Annotated in this window: 22 protein-coding genes and 1 pseudogene; 22 read left to right on the top strand and 1 reads right to left on the bottom strand. The window is 50.2% G+C overall.

Annotation, left to right across the window (positions count from 1 at the left end; translation table 11 throughout):
- The first annotated feature begins 1 nt into the window (after position 1).
- The 22 genes and pseudogenes from ACNI29_RS18465 to ACNI29_RS18360 all read left to right on the top strand — a co-directional run bounded on the left by ACNI29_RS18465 (position 2) and on the right by ACNI29_RS18360 (position 15,436).
- Complete coding sequence (locus tag ACNI29_RS18465; protein ID WP_419779831.1) at positions 2–328, top strand: DUF2190 family protein; 327 nt, start codon at positions 2–4, stop codon at positions 326–328.
- Between the two features lie 16 nt (positions 329–344).
- A pseudogene (locus tag ACNI29_RS18460) lies at positions 345–752 on the top strand (phage holin family protein); the annotation flags it as partial.
- A gap of 34 nt (positions 753–786) precedes the next feature.
- Complete coding sequence (locus tag ACNI29_RS18455) at positions 787–1,227, top strand: N-acetylmuramoyl-L-alanine amidase (protein WP_419779830.1); 441 nt, start codon at positions 787–789, stop codon at positions 1,225–1,227.
- On the top strand, positions 1,224–1,703 hold the full coding sequence (locus tag ACNI29_RS18450; protein WP_419779829.1) for a hypothetical protein: 480 nt from the start codon (positions 1,224–1,226) through the stop codon (positions 1,701–1,703). The genes ACNI29_RS18455 and ACNI29_RS18450 overlap by 4 nt, the downstream gene beginning before the upstream one ends.
- Positions 1,633–1,914 carry a hypothetical protein gene (locus tag ACNI29_RS18445; RefSeq protein WP_419779828.1) on the top strand — a complete coding sequence of 94 codons (282 nt, stop codon included), beginning with the start codon at positions 1,633–1,635 and terminating at the stop codon, positions 1,912–1,914. The genes ACNI29_RS18450 and ACNI29_RS18445 overlap by 71 nt, the downstream gene beginning before the upstream one ends.
- Complete coding sequence (locus tag ACNI29_RS18440; protein ID WP_419779827.1) at positions 1,911–2,216, top strand: head-tail joining protein; 306 nt, start codon at positions 1,911–1,913, stop codon at positions 2,214–2,216. Before ACNI29_RS18445 ends, ACNI29_RS18440 begins: the two co-directional genes overlap by 4 nt.
- On the top strand, positions 2,217–2,750 hold the full coding sequence (locus ACNI29_RS18435) for a hypothetical protein (protein ID WP_419779826.1): 534 nt from the start codon (positions 2,217–2,219) through the stop codon (positions 2,748–2,750).
- Positions 2,732–3,286 carry a hypothetical protein gene (locus ACNI29_RS18430; protein WP_419779825.1) on the top strand — a complete coding sequence of 185 codons (555 nt, stop codon included), beginning with the start codon at positions 2,732–2,734 and terminating at the stop codon, positions 3,284–3,286. Before ACNI29_RS18435 ends, ACNI29_RS18430 begins: the two co-directional genes overlap by 19 nt.
- Positions 3,279–3,926 carry a phage baseplate assembly protein V gene (locus ACNI29_RS18425; protein ID WP_419779824.1) on the top strand — a complete coding sequence of 216 codons (648 nt, stop codon included), beginning with the start codon at positions 3,279–3,281 and terminating at the stop codon, positions 3,924–3,926. Before ACNI29_RS18430 ends, ACNI29_RS18425 begins: the two co-directional genes overlap by 8 nt.
- Positions 3,926–4,267 carry a GPW/gp25 family protein gene (locus tag ACNI29_RS18420; RefSeq protein ID WP_419779823.1) on the top strand — a complete coding sequence of 114 codons (342 nt, stop codon included), beginning with the start codon at positions 3,926–3,928 and terminating at the stop codon, positions 4,265–4,267. The genes ACNI29_RS18425 and ACNI29_RS18420 overlap by 1 nt, the downstream gene beginning before the upstream one ends.
- Entirely contained in the window at positions 4,264–5,154 is an 891-nt protein-coding gene (locus tag ACNI29_RS18415) for a baseplate assembly protein (protein ID WP_419779822.1), read from the top strand. Before ACNI29_RS18420 ends, ACNI29_RS18415 begins: the two co-directional genes overlap by 4 nt.
- The gene (locus tag ACNI29_RS18410) at positions 5,147–6,163 is read left to right on the top strand and encodes a phage tail protein I (protein ID WP_419779821.1); all 1,017 of its coding nucleotides are present in this window, start codon (positions 5,147–5,149) and stop codon (positions 6,161–6,163) included. Before ACNI29_RS18415 ends, ACNI29_RS18410 begins: the two co-directional genes overlap by 8 nt.
- Positions 6,160–6,498, top strand: a complete 339-nt coding sequence (locus ACNI29_RS18405; RefSeq protein WP_419779820.1) for a hypothetical protein — start codon at positions 6,160–6,162, stop codon at positions 6,496–6,498. The genes ACNI29_RS18410 and ACNI29_RS18405 overlap by 4 nt, the downstream gene beginning before the upstream one ends.
- Positions 6,499–6,510: 12 nt before the next feature.
- Positions 6,511–9,138, top strand: coding sequence for a hypothetical protein (locus ACNI29_RS18400; RefSeq protein ID WP_419779819.1), 2,628 nt, complete (start codon positions 6,511–6,513; stop codon positions 9,136–9,138).
- Position 9,139: 1 nt separating this feature from the next.
- Entirely contained in the window at positions 9,140–9,685 is a 546-nt protein-coding gene (locus ACNI29_RS18395; protein WP_419779818.1) for a hypothetical protein, read from the top strand.
- Positions 9,686–9,700: 15 nt separating this feature from the next.
- Positions 9,701–10,891 carry a phage tail sheath C-terminal domain-containing protein gene (locus ACNI29_RS18390; RefSeq protein WP_419779817.1) on the top strand — a complete coding sequence of 397 codons (1,191 nt, stop codon included), beginning with the start codon at positions 9,701–9,703 and terminating at the stop codon, positions 10,889–10,891.
- A complete protein-coding gene (locus tag ACNI29_RS18385; protein WP_419779816.1) occupies positions 10,892–11,401 on the top strand; it encodes a phage major tail tube protein in 510 nt (169 codons plus the stop codon).
- Positions 11,402–11,404: 3 nt separating this feature from the next.
- A complete protein-coding gene (locus ACNI29_RS18380) occupies positions 11,405–11,653 on the top strand; it encodes a phage tail assembly protein (RefSeq protein WP_419779815.1) in 249 nt (82 codons plus the stop codon).
- 126 nt (positions 11,654–11,779) lie between these two features.
- Entirely contained in the window at positions 11,780–13,867 is a 2,088-nt protein-coding gene (locus ACNI29_RS18375) for a phage tail tape measure protein (RefSeq protein WP_419779814.1), read from the top strand.
- An 11-nt stretch (positions 13,868–13,878) separates the two neighbouring features.
- Positions 13,879–14,259, top strand: a complete 381-nt coding sequence (locus ACNI29_RS18370) for a phage tail protein (RefSeq protein ID WP_419779813.1) — start codon at positions 13,879–13,881, stop codon at positions 14,257–14,259.
- Complete coding sequence (locus ACNI29_RS18365) at positions 14,256–14,456, top strand: tail protein X (RefSeq protein WP_419779812.1); 201 nt, start codon at positions 14,256–14,258, stop codon at positions 14,454–14,456. The genes ACNI29_RS18370 and ACNI29_RS18365 overlap by 4 nt, the downstream gene beginning before the upstream one ends.
- Complete coding sequence (locus ACNI29_RS18360) at positions 14,447–15,436, top strand: contractile injection system protein, VgrG/Pvc8 family (protein WP_419779811.1); 990 nt, start codon at positions 14,447–14,449, stop codon at positions 15,434–15,436. The genes ACNI29_RS18365 and ACNI29_RS18360 overlap by 10 nt, the downstream gene beginning before the upstream one ends.
- Positions 15,437–15,470: 34 nt before the next feature.
- Here the strand turns inward: ACNI29_RS18360 and ACNI29_RS18355 are convergent, their stop codons facing one another.
- Positions 15,471–17,096 carry an SH3 domain-containing protein gene (locus ACNI29_RS18355; RefSeq protein WP_419779810.1) on the bottom strand — a complete coding sequence of 542 codons (1,626 nt, stop codon included), beginning with the start codon at positions 17,094–17,096 and terminating at the stop codon, positions 15,471–15,473.
- Positions 17,097–17,277 lie beyond the last annotated feature (181 nt).

Below are 17,277 nucleotides of genomic sequence, written 5' to 3'. Positions count from 1 at the left end.
CATGGCACTGAATAACGTACAGCGCGGCAATCAAATGACATGGACCAATAGCACCGGGGCCGATGTTGTCTCTGGTGATGCTGTCCCGGTTGGTTCCAGAATCGGTGTTGCCCTCGTCAATATTCCCGATGGTGAAACAGGTGAACTTGCAATGGGTGAAGTCTGGGAACTTCCTAAAGTAGCCGGGGAAATCCTGCACGGTGCGACCGTCTACCTTGATGGAAACAAGGAAATAACCACCGTTGCGGAAAACAACGTACAGGCTGGTTTCGCCTTCGCTCCTGCGGCTGATCTTGATGAAATTGTCCGGGTGAAAATTAACTCCTAATGGGTTTCAGGCAGGTATGAATCAACTTTTAGACAACATAACTATCAAGGCTTGCCTAGCAATGTGCTGTTCCGGCGCATCTTGGCTTGTGGGCGGCTTCGATAAGGCATTGCTTGCGCTGGCTGTTTTGTACCTGTCTGACTTTGCTCTGGGGCTTGGAAGGGCCTTGCATAGCGGAAGCTACAACAGCGCAAAATTCCGGCACGGCGTGGGCAAATTTCTAGTCTATGCCGTGGCAATCATCATGGCAAACATGCTGGATATAACCCTTGATGAATCCTTGCCGTCTGTTTGCGCCTATGTGCGTGAATTTCTGGTTATGTATCTGGCCTCAAATGAGTTTTTAAGCGTAGCGGTTCACCTTGCCGAACTTGATGTGCATGTGATCCCGCGCCAGCTAACAGACCGGATTAAATCATTCAGGGATGAGTTCAACCCAATAGAAGACAGGAGTCGTTATGGAACGTCAGGTAGATATGGTGGTGGTTCATTGCTCGGATTCAACATGGGGGAATGCAGCAGTAATCGACCAGTGGCACAAAGAGAAGAAATGGAAGGGGATCGGATATCACGGGGTAATTCTGAACGGCCTCCCCACAAGCCACGGCGAATATGACCCTGCACTTGATGGAGTTCTGGAATCTGGGCGCGCTCTTAATGAAGTCGGCGCGCATTGCAAAGGCTACAACAGCCGCTCCGTAGGTATCTGCATGATCGGTAGGGACCACTTCACCGAATCACAGAATGAAGCACTGATTCGGAACCTGTTGAATCTGCTTAAACATTTCGGCCTCGATCCTGAAGCCGTCTACGGACATTACGAACTGGATAATCACAAGACCTGTCCCAATATGGACATGGACCTGATTAGAGAAAAACTCTGGGAAGCATGGTCATGATCCCCTTCGGCACCATCCTTACCTTCATCGGCTCCGGCAAAGGCAAGCTCGTTCTTGGGCTTGCCGCCGGGCTGATGCTGGTCGCCGGGTTTCTGATCTGGGTTTCAGTCCTCAAGTTCGACATTGCCCAGCTTCAGGGCGTTGTTTCTGACCGTGACAGCAGTATAGCCCACCTTGAATCCGACATAGCCGGATACAAGCTTCAGGTGCGTAACCGGGACACGGAAATCAGCAAACTCATGGAAAGCGGCAACCAGACAGCGCGAATAATCGCAGGGCTTAAAGGTCAGCTTGCAGAGTCGCAAAGCAATGCACGCTGGTTTCGCCAGAAACACGCAAAAGCCGTGCGCTTGCTGAAGTCGGCCCGGAACTATCCGGTTACCAATTCAACGGGAGTAATAAGCAATGAAAAAAGCCGTCTTGCTGCTGAGTTTATTAACAATACTCTCGGCCTGCAATCAGAAGCGAGTCAGTAAAATTGATGAAGTTCGGGAAGTGGTCTTCGTTTCTAGCTATGAAAAATGCCCGCGCCCGGCTGACCCAATTCTTAAACCTGTACTTGAAGAAATTCATTTAGGCTCACGTGAAAACGTAGACCGCATGATGTTCAACATAGTGGAATTAAAAGGAGCACTTAAGGCCATGAACTCCACTGTTAACTGCTACGAAAAACAGGCTGAAAAATGAGCATACATGATGATTTGGACATTTTCTTCAAGGGCCTTGATGCCGTGGAAATAGCCGTAATTGGTGAGGACCACACGTTCACGGCCTACAAGAATACGGACATGGATTCCGTCACTTTGGGTCGGGCAATGGTCTTTAACCCGGATCAGCCCATGTTGACCTGCAAGGAAGTTGACGCTTCCGGGCTGAACCGTAGTGATCAGGTAGTCATGGAAGACAAGATTTATGATGTTTTGGACTTCACCGCAGACGGAACCGGGCTTGGTGAACTTGAATTGATGCTGGCTCAAGAAGAGGAATAAGTGGCGACTTACTTAAAGATAGACGGTGACCGGCTGGAAATGATTGCTGCCGACTTTGCCGGGACTGAAAAGCAGATTGATGCAGCCTGCCGCCGGGCTGTTTCCAAGCTGGCCCGGCACTTGAGAACCGTCACCTTGCGCGGAGTAAGTGATTTAACCGGGATTAAGCAATCTGTTTTGCGCAAGCGGCTTTTTATTTCTTTTGGCGGTGGACGGCAAACCGCGCGTCTCTGGTTCGGCCTGTATGCCGTCCCTCTGCGCGAAATGAACCCGAAGCAGACGAAGACCGGAGTTAAAGCCGGAAAGCTGGAACGCCGCCACGCATTCCTTCAGCAACGAAAAGGGCAGACGGAAGTGTACAGGCGGGTGAAGCTTGAAGAGAACGGAAAGTATGGCCAGTACCCCATAGCCATACAGACCGCCAAAATCGACCAGGCTGTAAACCATGTGATTGAAGCCGATACCCTCAAAGTTTTTGAAAGCAAATTTTACACATTTTTTGAACGGGAAATGAAATGGGAATCAACGAAATAGACATAGAAAAAGCACATGACGACATTGTTGCAGCTTTGAAAAAGGCTTTCCCTACCTGTTCTGTCGGTGACTACCGCAGGGAGGAGGGCGCAGTAAAAGCCCCTGCTCTTGCCCTTGAGCTTGCCCATGTTGAACCCGGTGCGAAAAATCCGGGTACAGGCCAGCTTGAAGTTACCCTTCGCTGGGAAGTTTACCCGCTTACCCATTTCAGGACCAACAATGCCGCGCGTAAAGTCGCCGCTCTTGTCTGCGCAGTTGCTAAATTCGTTCACGGGAACCGTTTCGGGCTTCCGGTTTCGGCTGCAAAGTTTGTCGGTGGCTTTCCTGAAGACTTCAAGCCCTCAAAGGATGGCTATGAAGAATGGCGGGTAGAATTTGAATTTGAAGCCCTGCTAGGTGAATCGGTCTGGGATGATGATGGAATCACCCCGCAGACCGTTTACCTTAGCCATTCCCCTTTGATCGGTGAAGCGCATGTGGACGAATACGAAAAGGTTGAAGAGCTTCCCGACGTTGGAGGTCAAAGCAATGCATAATGCATCCTTCAACGCCGCAGACCTCACCCGCCGTCTAGCCAATATCGTCCGCTTCGGGACTATTGCAGAGGCCGATTACCAGAACGCCCGCGTCCGTGTGGCTTTTGGTGAAGACGCTGTTTCTGATTGGCTTCCGTGGGCTGATAGTCGCGCGGGTGGTGATCGCTCTTGGCATGCCCCGGAAGAAGGGGAGCAGGTGATAGTGCTTTCGCCTTCCGGGGAAACTTCCGCCGGGGTTGTTCTCACTGGCATTTTTTCAACTGAACACCCGGCCCCGGCTGACCGGGCCAGCGTTGCCCGTATGGTTTTTAAAGACGGCGCGGTGCTTGAGTATGACCGCGAGAATCATGTTTTACGCGCCGATGTTCCCGGCAAGGTGATTGTTAATGCTGAAGGCGAAATCGTAGCTGAAAGCAAAAAACGTATTGTTCTTTCCGCTCCGCAATTGGTCTTTGACGGTCCCATTACCCACGGCAACTCTACACACGGTGGCGGGGCTGAATTTAACGGTAAAATCATTCACCGTAATGGTGATTTGATTCAGCTGGACGGGGACACTGTTTCACAAGGTATTTCCCTGCAAAACCATGTTCACCCTGAAACCGGGCGTATCACCCGTGAGCCTTCCGGGGGTGAATAATGAATGGTGTTTGCACGCGTACAGGTAAGAAGCTCGGCGGCATTGCCCACCTTAAGCAATCCATCGTGGATATTCTGACCACTCCAATCGGTTCCCGTGTCTATCGCCGGGAATACGGTTCCCGGTTGTTCAAGCTGGTGGACCGTCCGCAGGATAAGAATTTCGCTATCGAAGTGTTTTCTGCCGTGGCTGAAGCACTGGATAAATGGGAACCCCGTTACAAGCTGACGAAAATTTCTATCGCCAGTGCCAGTGCTTCAGGTCAAATCATCATTGATTTGGTGGGTAAATATCTGCCCAACGGCAAGGAAGTTAAGCTTGAAGGGGTACGTGCAGCATGAGCGGCTTTACCCCTATCGACCTCTCCAAAGTCCCGGCCCCGGCTGTTGTCGAGGAATTGGATTTTGAAACTATTCTTGAAGAGCAAAAGGCTGATTATCTCAAGGCATATCCTGAATATACAGCTTTTCTTGAATCTGACCCTATCCAGAAGTCTTTAGAGGTTTCTTCTTATAGAGAACTGATCTTGCGCCAGCGGGTTAATGATGCCGCCCGCGCTAACATGCTGGCGTATGCCAACGGTCCTGATCTGGATAACCTCGCCGCCATTGTCCCGGTTGAACGTAATATGATTGATCCCGGCGACCCGGAAGCAAGCCCGCCTATTGATCCGACTTACGAGAAAAACGACGAATTCCGCGCCCGTGTCCAGATGGCCCCGGAAGCCTTTAGCGTTGCCGGGCCTTCCGGCGGTTATGAATTTCACGCGCTTTTTTTGCCGCAGGTCAAAGCGGCAAAGGCGGTTTCACCTGAACCGGGTGTGTCCGCTGTTTACGTGCTGGGCCGTTCCGGTAGCGGCCTGCCGGAAGATGAAATCCTTGCCTCTGTTTCCGGTGTGCTGAACCATGAAAAGATACGCCCGCTTACTGATACGGTGCGGGTTCTTGCGGCTGATATTCAGCCTTATGTGATTGAAGCACTTCTCTACATCCAGCCCGGCCCGGCGGCATCTTCGGTGCTGGCTGCTGCCCGCGCTGCCGTGGAAAAGCTGGTAGCGGATAAGCATATTTTCGGCGGTGCTGTTTCGCTCTCCGCCATTTACGCGGCCCTGCATGTTGAAGGCGTGGCGCGGGTGGAACTGCTTTCGCCTACCACCGACATTGCCATGCAGGAACATCAAGTACCGTACTGCGTGGCTATCAACATAAGCGAGGGCGGCAATGGCTGATCTGCTGCCCATTAGCGCAACCCCGCAGGAACGCGCCTTATCTGAGGTTACCGGGAATAGGATTGAATCTATCCCCGTGCCTATCCGCGACCTTTGGAACCCGTGGAAATGTCCGCTTGAGCTTTTGCCGTGGCTGGCTTGGGCCTTGTCCGTTGATTGGTGGGATGATGCTTGGTCCGAAGACGTAAAGCGTAAAATGGTGGCGGGTAGCATAGCTATTCACCGTCATAAGGGTACACCGTGGGCCGTTAAAGAATATTTAAAAATTCTCGGCTACCGGGACGCTCAAATAATTGAAGGCGTTGAACCGCTCCGTCATGACAGCCAGCACCAGCGTGGCGGGCTTTATGAATACGTTAATCCCGGTCATTGGGCTTTATTCCGCGTTGTCTGCGACCTCGGAAACGACATGGGTCTTGATGCCAGTACAAACGGGCAGGTCGTTAACGCCATTAATCTTGCTAAAAATTTACGGTCCCATCTTTACGCCGTGGGCTACCGGATAACTCTTTCAGATTCCAACGAAACCAGCCGGGCCGAATCCTTAAAATTACGGCTCGGCCTGAAGCTCTCCGCAAAGCGGCCCGCAGTTCGTGACGGCTCCTTTTCCCGGTCCAGTGCCGGGGCTTGGGTTCGTGACGGCAATATTTCCTATGGCGGTGTTGACCGTTCCGGCTCTGTCTCCGGTCCATATTTCGGCCTGCCTTCATTTCGTTGCCCGGTAACTATCGGGCTGCAAAGCAAATCCAGCCGGGCGGCACGTTGCCCGCGTGACGGTTCCATTAATTACGCGGGCCGTTCCCGTGCATCCGGTGCGCCGCTTGATAGGTGCGACTACACCTCTATCCGGCAAACCATTGCCCGTGATGGTAGCCGGGCGCGGTCAGGTAATTACGGGGCTTTAGTTGTCCGCCTTTCCGCTGAAGACGCATTTCCCGCCCGTGACGGGCGATACTGCCGTGATGGATCAATCCGGCATTGCCATACCCATATGGAGGCTATCGCATGATTTTAGAATCTTACTACGATGCTGTGCGCCGTCTGCTGGCAAATGGTGACACAGGCAAAATTATTACCAGTGTCGGCTTCGGCACTTCCGATGCCAGCGAAGCCGAAGCCCTGACCGATGCGGTCACAGTTCCGGTGGATTCGGTAAATTTCGCCGATGATCCGCATAAGTTGCAGGTCGTCTGGAAGCTGCCGCGCAATCAGGCAAACGGCTTACAGATACGCGAAATAGGTTTGCTCACCGCAGACGGGACCATGATAGCCCGCCGTACCCGTGGGCTGATTGAAAAGACTGAAGACATGGAACTCGGCGATACTTGGGAACTTGAAGTTTAAAAGGAGAAAAACATGGCTAATGTGACAACCCCGGATAAACCGGGCTTCCCGGAAGTATACGAGCTTGCCGTTACTGATCCGGTTGCAGGTGGCCCGGATGGAATCGACAACCTGCCGCATAAGCAGTTGGCAGAACGTACCGAATACCTGAAAGCCGAAGCAGACGCGGCGCGGGCTGATATTGACGCGCAGGATAAGCGGCTGGGGCTGGTTGAAGGTAGTTCTGCCGTTGCCGTTTCCCGCGCACAGGAACGTGCATGGGCTGAATCGGATGAAGGCTTCAGCTTTGAAATGTTCGGCGATAGCATCCACACTTGGCGCAATGTCGCGGACGTTGCCGTAACCCGCACTGTTGACGGTGATGACTCCGTAGACGTTGAATCTACCCGTGGTCTTAGTCCCGGATCGTCTTATGTAATATTTGATGAAGGTGGCGTCGAAACCATTGTTGTGAGTGAAATCCTGAGCAGTACCCGCTTCAAAGCTACTAAAAGTCTGACCAAACACCGCACTTCCGGCACTCTGGGCTTGACCAACTGGGATATTAAATCTGGTTACGCCATTGCCCCAGCTGGCGGTGTTTTCTACTCCAAGCCGCTCGACATTCTGCGTTACTGGTCGGACGGTATCATCGTTGTGCGCCGGGATAATGATAACGGCAAGGTTTCAATTTCTGCGCGTGAAATCGGCTCTGCTGAGTGGCTACCCGCCGAATATGTTTCCAGCAAGCTTGCTGCCGATAACACCGCAGATGTGCGTTACCGTATTCCTGTGGGCGGTATCGTGGAGCTTCGGGTAAAGGTTGAAGATACTGCAATCCGCATCGAGCACATGATGCTTTTGACCAGCCCGCAGGCAGGCCGCGCACCTGCCATTGAACAGGGTAAGAATATTTCCCCTGCTGATGGTGCGGTCAACCAGATGGACCCGCTCACCGTCAAGGCAAGCATTGCCCGCTCTCTTTTTGGAAAGGCAATGGCTTCCTGCACTTTCCTTTTTTACAGCGATGCCGAAGGTAAAAATCTGGTTCATACCGGAACTGTTGAGAATCCCACCGGAGAACCGGAATACACCGCGCCGGGCGGTACTTATGGTGAAAACGGCATCGGATCGTGGCAGTACTATTACACCGATATCGACGGGGCTGTTGCCGAAAAATCCGACCTCACGGGTTTTTCAATGAGTGATGTTTTTCAGTTCACCCAGACTCCAGTAATGATTGCCCCGGTCGCTGATGCGGAAATATCCGCAAACGGTGCAACTATCGTTCTTGACGATATGCAGGTTGAGCCGGGCGGTACTGGTGAGCACGTAGCATCTCAGTACAGACTTACCAGCGATGCCGCCGGGCTGGTCACTGTCTACGATTCCGGCGAAGTCGCTGATCTGCTTTCCCATGTGATCGCTACATCTCTGAACCGTGGCATAAAATTGTATGCATGGGCGCGTCAGAAAGACGCTGTTCGTGGTTGGTCTGCTTGGGTTGGCGGTGTTCCGTTCATGACTGAGGTTATCGGGCATGGGGTGCGGGTTGATGGCGGGATTGCGCTGGGGCCTTATTTTTGGGCTGATAAAAAAGTTGGCTGGATGATTGTTGCTCCGGGAAGTGTCAGGGCTACAGTTACAAGTGCAGATACTCCCTTCGGCACATGGGGCAAAGATGTAACAGACCTAACCAACGTTCTTTCTTGGAACCTCTTTGATGTCCACACAGGAATAGAAAATACTATTGCTTTGCTTGCAGAGACAGGAACAGACACACAGGGAATCTTAGGGTCTCCTGCCGTAAAGTTTTGCAATAATGTGGATTGTGAAGGCTTCACAGACTATTTTCTTCCGAATAAACAAGAATTGAGTCTTATTGTTGCCAACAAAGCAGTAATAGACGCTGTAGATGATTCTCCTTCTTACAAGTTTAGCACATTGAATCCGTCTGTATATTTACGCTCTTCTTCTGAGATTAATTCAGATTTCGCGTGGATTCATCAATTAAGCAGTTCAATCCCTAACGATGGGTCAGGGGATAATATTACTAAAACCGCCAACGCTCCTATTGCTATTACCCCTTGCCGCCGCCAACTAATTCCCACTACCGCAGAACGCGTTCCCGGTGGTATCAAAGTCGGTCCTTATCCAGATGCTGATGGAAAGCTGGTTTATTTAATTGTCGCTCCAGGGAGCCAGCGAACTAGCGGCGTTGAGTGGGGTTTGTATAACACAGACATAAATGAATTGGACAACATCGCAGACAAGAATACCCCCGACTCCAATACAGGAATATACAACACTTCAGTGCTTACTGGCTCAGCCTACAACAGTATTAACGATGGACAAGGGAATATTGGTTCACCCGCTGCAACCTTATGCGCAGACTTCACCTTTGAAGAACAGTCTGGGTTCTTCTTGCCGAGTAAAGAAGAGCTTAAGTTTCTGGTTGCCAATAGGGATGCAATTGATGCTGTTGATGATACGTATGCGAACAAGTTTAGTGAAATGGGTGTGAATTACATTTGGTCTTCATCTACTTATGGTTCGATGTATAGCTGGAATGTTCGAGCTGACGGGCAAGCTATATCTTGGGAAGGTAAACAGACAGGTCTTTGGGTCGTTCCCTGTAAACGAGTAATCATAGGAGCCTAATATGTACTACGATACCAAACTCGACAAAACACAAACTAAATCCCAGCTCACCCGCCGTGGCCTGATGGTAGACGGCGTTAATCTGCCAGCACTCGGAATCTATCCGCTCAATGAAAACAAGCCCGCGCACGATCCTGATTTTCAGGTCTGCACGGCTGATGAAATCGTAATTAACCACGAATTGCAGGTCTGCACCCAGACTTACAGTGTTGAATACCTGCCGCTTGAGACGATTCTGAACACGGTTAAGAGCCGCATTAAGGCCGATGCTGAAAAGCGTATCCTTAAAGTCTGGGGAAAAGTTGATTTGCTGGAATGCGTTGTAAAGCAGGGCAATCAGGAACGCGCCGACAAAGCCGCCGGAACCACTGACGAAAGGTTCAGCCAGACTGACGTTATCCGCGCCGCTTCCAACGAGTTCGAACTATCCCTTGAAGCAATGGAAGCCGCAGAACTTGCCGCGCTTGATGTTGCGGGCTGGGAAGGGTGGCCCGGTGCTGAAGCTGAAGCGGTGGCAGATGTACCCGAAACCGCAACTACCGAATAACAGGAGACAATAAGAATGTCTGAGAATTTCTTGCATGGCGTAGAAGTCATTGAAATTGACGATGGCCCGCGCACTATTCGCACTGTGCGTGCTTCGGTTATCGGCATTGTGGGAACTGCCCCGGATGCCGAAGCCGCCGCTTTCCCCATCAACAAACCCACACTTATTGCGGGCAACCGTCGGGAAGCTGCAAAGCTCGGCACTAGCGGAACCCTGCCCAATGCTCTTGACGCAATCTTTGACCAGATTGGCGCGGTTGTGATCGTGATCCGTGTTGAAGAAGGCGCGGACCTTGCCGCAACCATGACCAATGTTATCGGCGGTGTGGATGAAAACACCGGGGATTATGAAGGTGTACAGGCTCTGCTTGGTTGCAAGTCTGCCCTTGGATTTACCCCGCGTATTCTGCTGGCTCCGGGCTTCACTCACCAGCAGGACGAAGACAGCGAGAACCCCGGTGTGTTCCTGAAGAATCCCGTTGTGGCAGAACTGGAAGGGCTTGCAAACCGTATGCGCGCTATCGTGCTGGTAGACGGTCCCAACACTAATGACGCTGATGCTATCGCAATGGAAAACATGCTCGGCTGGCGTTGTTACATGGTTGATCCTTGGCCCAAAGTCTACCGAGACGGCGTTTATGTCCATGAACCGCCGTCAGCGCGCGTGGCTGGTCTGATCTCCAAAATGGATAACGACAAAGGTTTCTGGTGGTCGCCGTCAAATCAGGAGATTACTGGCATTTCCGGTACATCCCGCCCGGTTGATTTCGCGCTGGGTGATGATACCTGCCGGGCCAACCTGCTTAATGAAAAAAACGTGACCACTATCATTAATGAAGATGGTTTTCGCCTTTGGGGTAACAGGCTTTGCGGCAGTGACCCGAAATGGGCTTTCCTGAATGTGCGCCGTACCGCTGACATGATCAATGAATCCCTGCTTCAGGCTCACCTCTGGGCCGTGGATCGTAACATTTCAAAGAACTATTTCGACTTTGTGTCTAAAGGCGTGAACCTTTACCTGCGGAACCTTAAGAAAAAAGGTGCAATTCTCGGCGGTGAATGCTGGGTCGACACCGAACTAAATACCCCGGATCAGCTTGCGGCGGGCCATGTCTATTTTGACTTTGATTTCACTGCCCCGGCCCCGGCTGAAAGAATCACATTTCAGTCCCGCATGGTTAACGATTATTTCGAAGAGGTATTTTAAATGGATGTTGCAGAAAAGACCCTAAAAGATATGGACTTGTACGTTGATGGTCGCGGTTATGCCGGGAACATAGAATCTTTTAAACCGCCCAAGCTGAGCTTGACCACCAAAGACCACCGCGCCGGGGGTATGGATTCTTCCGTTGCCGTTGAAACAGGTATGGAAGCCCTTGAAACTTCATTTGTCCTGACCGGGCATTTTGAAGATGTACTTAGCTTGTGGGGCGTGGCTGTCGGTGAAAAACCGCAGATTACCGCGCGCGGTTCTCTTGAATCAAGGGATGGAACCGTGACTCCGGTTGTAATCAATATGCGCGGTCTGATCGTGTCTATCGAAGACGGCGATTGGAAACCCGGCGAAGGCAACACCCAGACCTTTACCGTAAAGCCTGATTACTACAAGCGGGAGCAGGGCGGAACAGTTCTTCATGAAATTGATGTTCCCAACATGGTTCGTAAAATCAATGGCGTGGATCAGCTTGAAGCCCGCCGCAACGCATTAGGATTGTAAAAAATGGAACCTATCACACTTGATTACCCGGTAAAGACTGGCAAGAACAAAGACGTAGAAATTAAAGAACTCTTCATGCGTCGCGGAAAAGTACGTGATCAGGGAGCCGCGAGAGCGAGTTCTAAAAACGATTTTGATTATGAGGTCCACCTTTTCGCTAACCTCTGCGAAGTTACCCCGGATATTATCAACGATCTGGATTTGAAGGACTACCAGAAGCTGCAAAAGGAATACAAAGGTTTTTTGTCCTAAAGCCGGAAGATGTTCGGCGCATGGTTCTGGCTCTGGCCCACTTCACGGGCTGGAGCCGGGCCGAAATCATGGATATGGACACCGAAGAATTCGTTCAGGACGTACAGGCAATGATAAGGCTTAGGGATGGCAAATAAAAAATATTCCGCAGTGGTGGAAGTCGGCGGAGCCGTAAAAGGCTCCTTCGGCAGTTCCATGAAATCCGTGCAAAGCGGCCTTGTGTCCGTGGGTGATGCTGTCAGAGACACAGATTCCCGTTTTGGCGACTTCAGTTCCGGCATGGCTGAAAGTGAAACCGTTGTCGATAAAGTCGGTTCCGCGCTTCAGGAAATGGAAGCCCGGCACGGACGTATTGGTGATTCTCTGAAGCTGCTGTCCGGTGATGTTTCGCTGTATGCTGATGATCTGAAGGAAGCCCGCGCCAAGATGGACCTGCTTAATCAGTACGATCCTGCCGCCGTGCGTGAGTTTGAGAAAGATTATTACGGACTTCGGCGTGAGGCTAAGAAACTTCGTAAAGAGTATGAAGCCCATCCCAAGCCCACAAAGAAGATGCTGAACGAGGTTAAACGTGCTGAAACCGCCGCAAAAAAAGCAGGCAAAGCTTATAAGAACAGCCGCGATAAATTAGATGAAACTAGCAAATCATTGCATGAAGCCGGGGTTAAAACTTCTAACCTAGCCGGGGAACAAAAAAGACTTACCAAAGAGCTTGATAAGTCCCGCCGGGCTTACAAGAAAATGTCTGCCGCCGTTGATGCTGGCGGCAAAATGAAAGCACAGGTGGGCAGTCTGGCCCGAACCGGGGCCGTGGTTGGTGGTGCTGTAATTGCTGGTGCTGCCGCTGTCGGGACTGCCGTTACCATGACTAATCAGGTCACGGGCGAACAGGTCAAGCTGGCAAGGGCTTTAGGCGTTTCCGCTGAAGGTTTTCAGGCGTGGGGCGGTATAGCCAAGGAAGCGGGCTTTGAAGTCGATACCGTGGGCGACCTTATAGAGGAAATGAATAACAAGCTGGGCGAAAGTGCCGGGCTTGAAGAGATTACCCCGGTTAAGGAATCCCTTCAAATGCTTGGCTTGTCATTTCAAGAGCTTCAAAACTTAGCCCCTGAAGAGCAATTCAAGGCCATTGCAAAAGCAATCAAGGCCATGCCGGATCAACAGGCCGCAGTATCTGCCGCTGATATCCTCATGGGCGGTGAAGCTAACAAATTTTTCGGCTATTTGCGGAGCCGTAAGGAAGGCGTAGACGAAATTTTAGCCCAGCAAAAACGGCTGAATGTGCTTTCCGAAGAAGGCCGTAAGGGTGCGGCTGATTACAACACCGCATTTTCCCAAATGACAACCGTTGTCGGTTCGGTGGCTGCTGAGGTTTCCGGCCTGATCGGTGGCGCGCTCGCCCCGCTGGTTACTGAGTATGCACCCAAGATTGCCGATTACGTGCGTTCCCATAAGGCCGATCTTATGGGCGTAGGCGATACCGTGCGGGATATGATCCCGGCGGTTATGGATTTCGGCAAGGGATTGTACAAGGTCGGTTCTATGGTTGCGGGCTTTATCTCTGCCGTAGGCGGTGTTGAAGGTGTGGCTGTAATGGTCGGGGCGGTAATGGCGGGTAAGGCCACTGTTGGAATGGTCAGTTTTGCAAGTTCGCTTGTAACAGTTGGGCAGGCTTTGCCTTTTGTTGGAACGGGTATCAAAGCCATAGGCGCGGCTGTAGCGGCGAACCCTATTGGCTTGATCGTTACGGGGGTAGTTGCTCTTGGTGCGGCTGTTTATCGTGTTGTAACGGCTTGGAGCGATCTTGTTTCAGCATGGAAAAATAGTTCCGGTATTCTTGATGGAGTAGGAAGCGTCATTAGTACGTTTTTTGGTAATGACGATGAAGAAGACGCAGAAAACCCGGTTCCCGAAGTGGGCGCGGCGGTGAAAAAGACCATGCCCGTAGCCGAGGCCAGACCGGAAACCATGACCGAAGCCCGGACCGTGCCTGATAGCCCCTATTCATTTGATATGGGGGCCGTGGCTGGTCCGTCCACGGGAGCCGGGGCTAGTTCACAGCACAGTGAAAAAACGGTGAACGTGCAAAACAGTTATGAAATACACGTCCATGCCGTACCGGGACAATCTGCCGATGAAATCGCGGACGCTGTTATGCAGCGAATTAAAGAAGAAGGCCGGGATAATGCACGGCTTGCCATGTATGACAGCTAGAAGGTGACGTTATGGGAATGCTCAAACTAGGCGAATTTATTTTTTCCGTGGACACTGCCGCATATCAGAAGCTTCAGCGTTCCACCTCCCGCCGCTTAGCGAAAATTGATCGGATCGGCAAGCGCGCTGCCCACCAGGATTTGGGACCGGGTGACGATGTAATCACTTTGCCCGGCGTAATCTATCCGACCTATAAAGGCGGGCTTACCCAGATTGATAAAATGCGGGAAATGATGAACGACGGCGAACCGCTTATGCTGGTGGACGGGCAGGGCAATGTTCACGACAAGTGGATAATTGCAAATGTCACCGAAACTGACAGCGTATTTTTTAAGGATGGGGTTGAACAACAGCAAGACTTTTCAATCAAAATTGAGCGGTTCGAAGAATGATTTATACCACCAAAGACGGCGATATTTTAGACCGTATCTGCTGGAAGTATTACGGCAGGGAATCGGCAGTAACGGAAGTGCTTGAAGCGAATCCCGGCCTTGCTGATTTTGGCTCGGTACTTAGTGCCGGGGTTGAAATCATCCTGCCTGAAATCGCCATGCCGGAACCGGATCAAGGAATCAACATATGGGATTAACTCACAAGCCCGTTTACCGCGTGGAATGCAACGGTAAGGACATTACCGCCGCTATCCAGAACGATTTAATTTCCCTGACTATCACCGACGAAGCCGGGATAAAATCTGATTCGCTGAATATATCCATTAATGATAAGGGCTACACCGTACCGCCGGAAGGCGCGGAGTTTAAAGTCTGGCTGGGATACGGAACAGCAGCAACTTACATGGGGCTGTTTGTGCTAAATTCGGTAAGCCTGACCGGGCCACCGGATAAAATCATCATCAAGGCCGCAGGGATGCCGCAGGAAAGTACCCGAAGCCGCTACAGCCAGTTGCAGACCATGAAAAAGCGTTCATGGACTCCGCGCACTATCGGCGCGCTGGTCGGCTCCATTGCGGCTGAAAACGGGCTTACACCCGCCGTTGCAAGCGACCTTTCCGGTATCAAGCTGCCCCATCTTGACCAGCTTAATGAATCTGACATGCACCTGCTAACTCGCGTAGCTGCTGACCATGACGCAATAGCAAAGGCCAATGACGGCAAGATGATCTTTGCCCACAAAGGGCAGGGCAAAACTATCTCGGGCAAATCCATGCCCACTATTGAGCTTACCCCGGATCAGGTAACAACGATTAGCGTTGAAATTGAATCGCGCACGGATTTCAAAACAGTAATTGCGCTCTGGCGGGACGTAAACGGCGCGCGGGACGCTGAAGAGCGTGTCGGGGATGGTGAACCCGTCCACCGCATGAAACATATTTACTCAACCCCTGAAGCAGCCCAGAAATCCGCAAAGGGTAAGCTTGAGGCTTTCCAAAGGGGCAAGCAAAGCCTTTCGGGAAGCCTTCCCGGTAGGCCCGAATTAAGGGCAGAAGGTAGGCTTTCGCTTTCCGGCTTCCGTTCTGAAAAGAATGGGTTATGGTCTGTTACCCGCGCAACCCATAAGCTGGGGAGTGGGGGGTATGTGACTTCGGTAGAAGGGGAGAGGGTTAAATGATGATTAAACATCACCAGTCTAAAAATGTTAATACCTATTTAATTTTTTTTAAGTGTTTAGAGAATACCCATCCTGAAATTTCACATCCAGTTTGCTGATTGCAGTAACGAATTTTTGACCATTTCTTAGTTTTCTTTTCTACAAGAACCCCCGTATATGGATATAGCTTTCCAATTACCAATGATTTTTTGTTAGGCTTCATACGGACATTGAGTCTCGAGTCAACTTTTACGATCCATATTTTAGTATTCGGATAACTGTTAGCATAATTTTGGCTAACAATTTTAAGATTCTTTCTATGTGTTTCTTTTGGAACAGGTAAAAGACCATAGCTACTTAGTCCAGCACCAATATATGCAGCAAGAAGAACGGATAAGAGTATTCCCAATATCCATTTTGCAAATGATTTAATGTGTTGTCTTAAGGGGGTGTAATCGTTTTCTATCGAATGTATACTTGCTTGAAGAGCTGCAATTTGTGCTGCTAAATTTTTGTATGGTGTATTGTCCTTGTGATTTATAATTTCTGTGAGCTTCTGATTAAATACTTCGATTACAAGTTTTGTTGCTAAATCTTGTGTTTTTTTATTTAAAGCTGAATAAGAATTCACCCCATCTTCATAGGGATAGCGGACGTTAATTTGATTGTTGCTTGTTAAAGCTTCAGCTGCGATTTTTGATGCTTTTTTTGCTATTTCACTAATGTCATTGAGGTCAGCGTATCTTCCTATAGGCCCGTCAACTCCTTTCATACTATCTTGAAGGCTGCTGCTCATTCCCAAAGTGTCGGGTAGTTGAGGCTTAAGTCCTCTAAAATTTTCCATGAGGCTGTGAAGGCTGCTGTTCATTCCCAAAGTGTCGGGAAGTTGGGGCTTAAGTCCATCAATATCCATGTGGCTGCGAAGGCTGCTGCTCATTCCCAAAGTGTCGGGTAGTTGAGGCTTAAGTCCTCTAAAATTTTCCATGAGGCTGCGAAGGCTGCTGTTCATTCCCAAGGTGTCGGGAAGTTGAGGCTTAAGTCCATCAATATCCATGTGGCTGAGAAGGCTGCTGTTCATTCCTAAAGTGTCGGGGAGTTGAGGCTTAAGTCCTCTAAAATTTTCCATGAGGTTGCGAAGGCTGCTATTCATTCCCAAAGTGTCGGGAAGTTGGGGCTTAAGTCCATCAAGAATATCCATGTGGCTGAGAAGACTGCTATTCATTCCTAAAGTGTCGGGAAGTTGAGGCTTAAGTCCATCAATATCCATGTGGCTGAAAAGACTGCTATTCATTCCTAAAGTGTCGGGAAGTTGAGGCTTAAGTCCATCAATATCCATGTGGCTGAGAAGACTGCTATTCATTCCTAAAGTGTCGGGGAGTTGAGGCTTAAGTCCTCTAAAATTTTCCATGAGGCTGCGAAGGTTGCTGTTAATCCCCAAAGTGTCGGGGAGTTGAGGCTTAAGTCCTCTAAAATTTTCCATGAGGCTGCGAAGGTTGCTGTTAATTCCTAAAGTGTCGGGAAGTTGAGGCTTAAGTCCATCAAGTTTTTTCTGCTGATCCCGAAAGCTACATGATTTTTTTGAATTGTAGGTGATTTTGAGATCTATTTCATTTGTCTCTTTCTTTTCGTATTCTGTGTTGTCAGAATTGGAAGTGTGGTCGTGAGGTGGTTTGCGTTTCATCAGAGAAGGGTGCTAAAGTTAAGTTTGTTGTAACAGCTAGGCTGTAATCAGTATTTGTTGTGAACAACTTTTTATACAGCTAGATTTTTTTATTCGTTCTGGTCAAGTTGATATGACTTTCTTATGCACCAAATTTGCACCAAAACTTAATAAAAATGGGGTAAAACAGGTGCATTTGATC

The organism is Maridesulfovibrio spiralis (SeqCode) (assembly GCF_048571135.1).
Classification (GTDB): Bacteria; Desulfobacterota; Desulfovibrionia; order Desulfovibrionales; family Desulfovibrionaceae; genus Maridesulfovibrio; species Maridesulfovibrio spiralis.
This window is presented reverse-complemented; position numbering and strand designations above follow the sequence as displayed.

Coding starts and splice junctions, on each gene's coding strand:
- ACNI29_RS18465 (WP_419779831.1), top strand. CDS start 2: ATGGCACTGAATAACGTACAGCGCGGCAATCAAATGACATGGACCAAT.
- ACNI29_RS18455 (WP_419779830.1), top strand. CDS start 787: ATGGAACGTCAGGTAGATATGGTGGTGGTTCATTGCTCGGATTCAACA.
- ACNI29_RS18450 (WP_419779829.1), top strand. CDS start 1,224: ATGATCCCCTTCGGCACCATCCTTACCTTCATCGGCTCCGGCAAAGGC.
- ACNI29_RS18445 (WP_419779828.1), top strand. CDS start 1,633: ATGAAAAAAGCCGTCTTGCTGCTGAGTTTATTAACAATACTCTCGGCC.
- ACNI29_RS18440 (WP_419779827.1), top strand. CDS start 1,911: ATGAGCATACATGATGATTTGGACATTTTCTTCAAGGGCCTTGATGCC.
- ACNI29_RS18430 (WP_419779825.1), top strand. CDS start 2,732: ATGGGAATCAACGAAATAGACATAGAAAAAGCACATGACGACATTGTT.
- ACNI29_RS18425 (WP_419779824.1), top strand. CDS start 3,279: ATGCATAATGCATCCTTCAACGCCGCAGACCTCACCCGCCGTCTAGCC.
- ACNI29_RS18420 (WP_419779823.1), top strand. CDS start 3,926: ATGAATGGTGTTTGCACGCGTACAGGTAAGAAGCTCGGCGGCATTGCC.
- ACNI29_RS18415 (WP_419779822.1), top strand. CDS start 4,264: ATGAGCGGCTTTACCCCTATCGACCTCTCCAAAGTCCCGGCCCCGGCT.
- ACNI29_RS18410 (WP_419779821.1), top strand. CDS start 5,147: ATGGCTGATCTGCTGCCCATTAGCGCAACCCCGCAGGAACGCGCCTTA.
- ACNI29_RS18405 (WP_419779820.1), top strand. CDS start 6,160: ATGATTTTAGAATCTTACTACGATGCTGTGCGCCGTCTGCTGGCAAAT.
- ACNI29_RS18400 (WP_419779819.1), top strand. CDS start 6,511: ATGGCTAATGTGACAACCCCGGATAAACCGGGCTTCCCGGAAGTATAC.
- ACNI29_RS18395 (WP_419779818.1), top strand. CDS start 9,140: ATGTACTACGATACCAAACTCGACAAAACACAAACTAAATCCCAGCTC.
- ACNI29_RS18390 (WP_419779817.1), top strand. CDS start 9,701: ATGTCTGAGAATTTCTTGCATGGCGTAGAAGTCATTGAAATTGACGAT.
- ACNI29_RS18385 (WP_419779816.1), top strand. CDS start 10,892: ATGGATGTTGCAGAAAAGACCCTAAAAGATATGGACTTGTACGTTGAT.
- ACNI29_RS18380 (WP_419779815.1), top strand. CDS start 11,405: ATGGAACCTATCACACTTGATTACCCGGTAAAGACTGGCAAGAACAAA.
- ACNI29_RS18375 (WP_419779814.1), top strand. CDS start 11,780: ATGGCAAATAAAAAATATTCCGCAGTGGTGGAAGTCGGCGGAGCCGTA.
- ACNI29_RS18370 (WP_419779813.1), top strand. CDS start 13,879: ATGGGAATGCTCAAACTAGGCGAATTTATTTTTTCCGTGGACACTGCC.
- ACNI29_RS18365 (WP_419779812.1), top strand. CDS start 14,256: ATGATTTATACCACCAAAGACGGCGATATTTTAGACCGTATCTGCTGG.
- ACNI29_RS18360 (WP_419779811.1), top strand. CDS start 14,447: ATGGGATTAACTCACAAGCCCGTTTACCGCGTGGAATGCAACGGTAAG.
- ACNI29_RS18355 (WP_419779810.1), bottom strand. CDS start 17,096: ATGAAACGCAAACCACCTCACGACCACACTTCCAATTCTGACAACACA.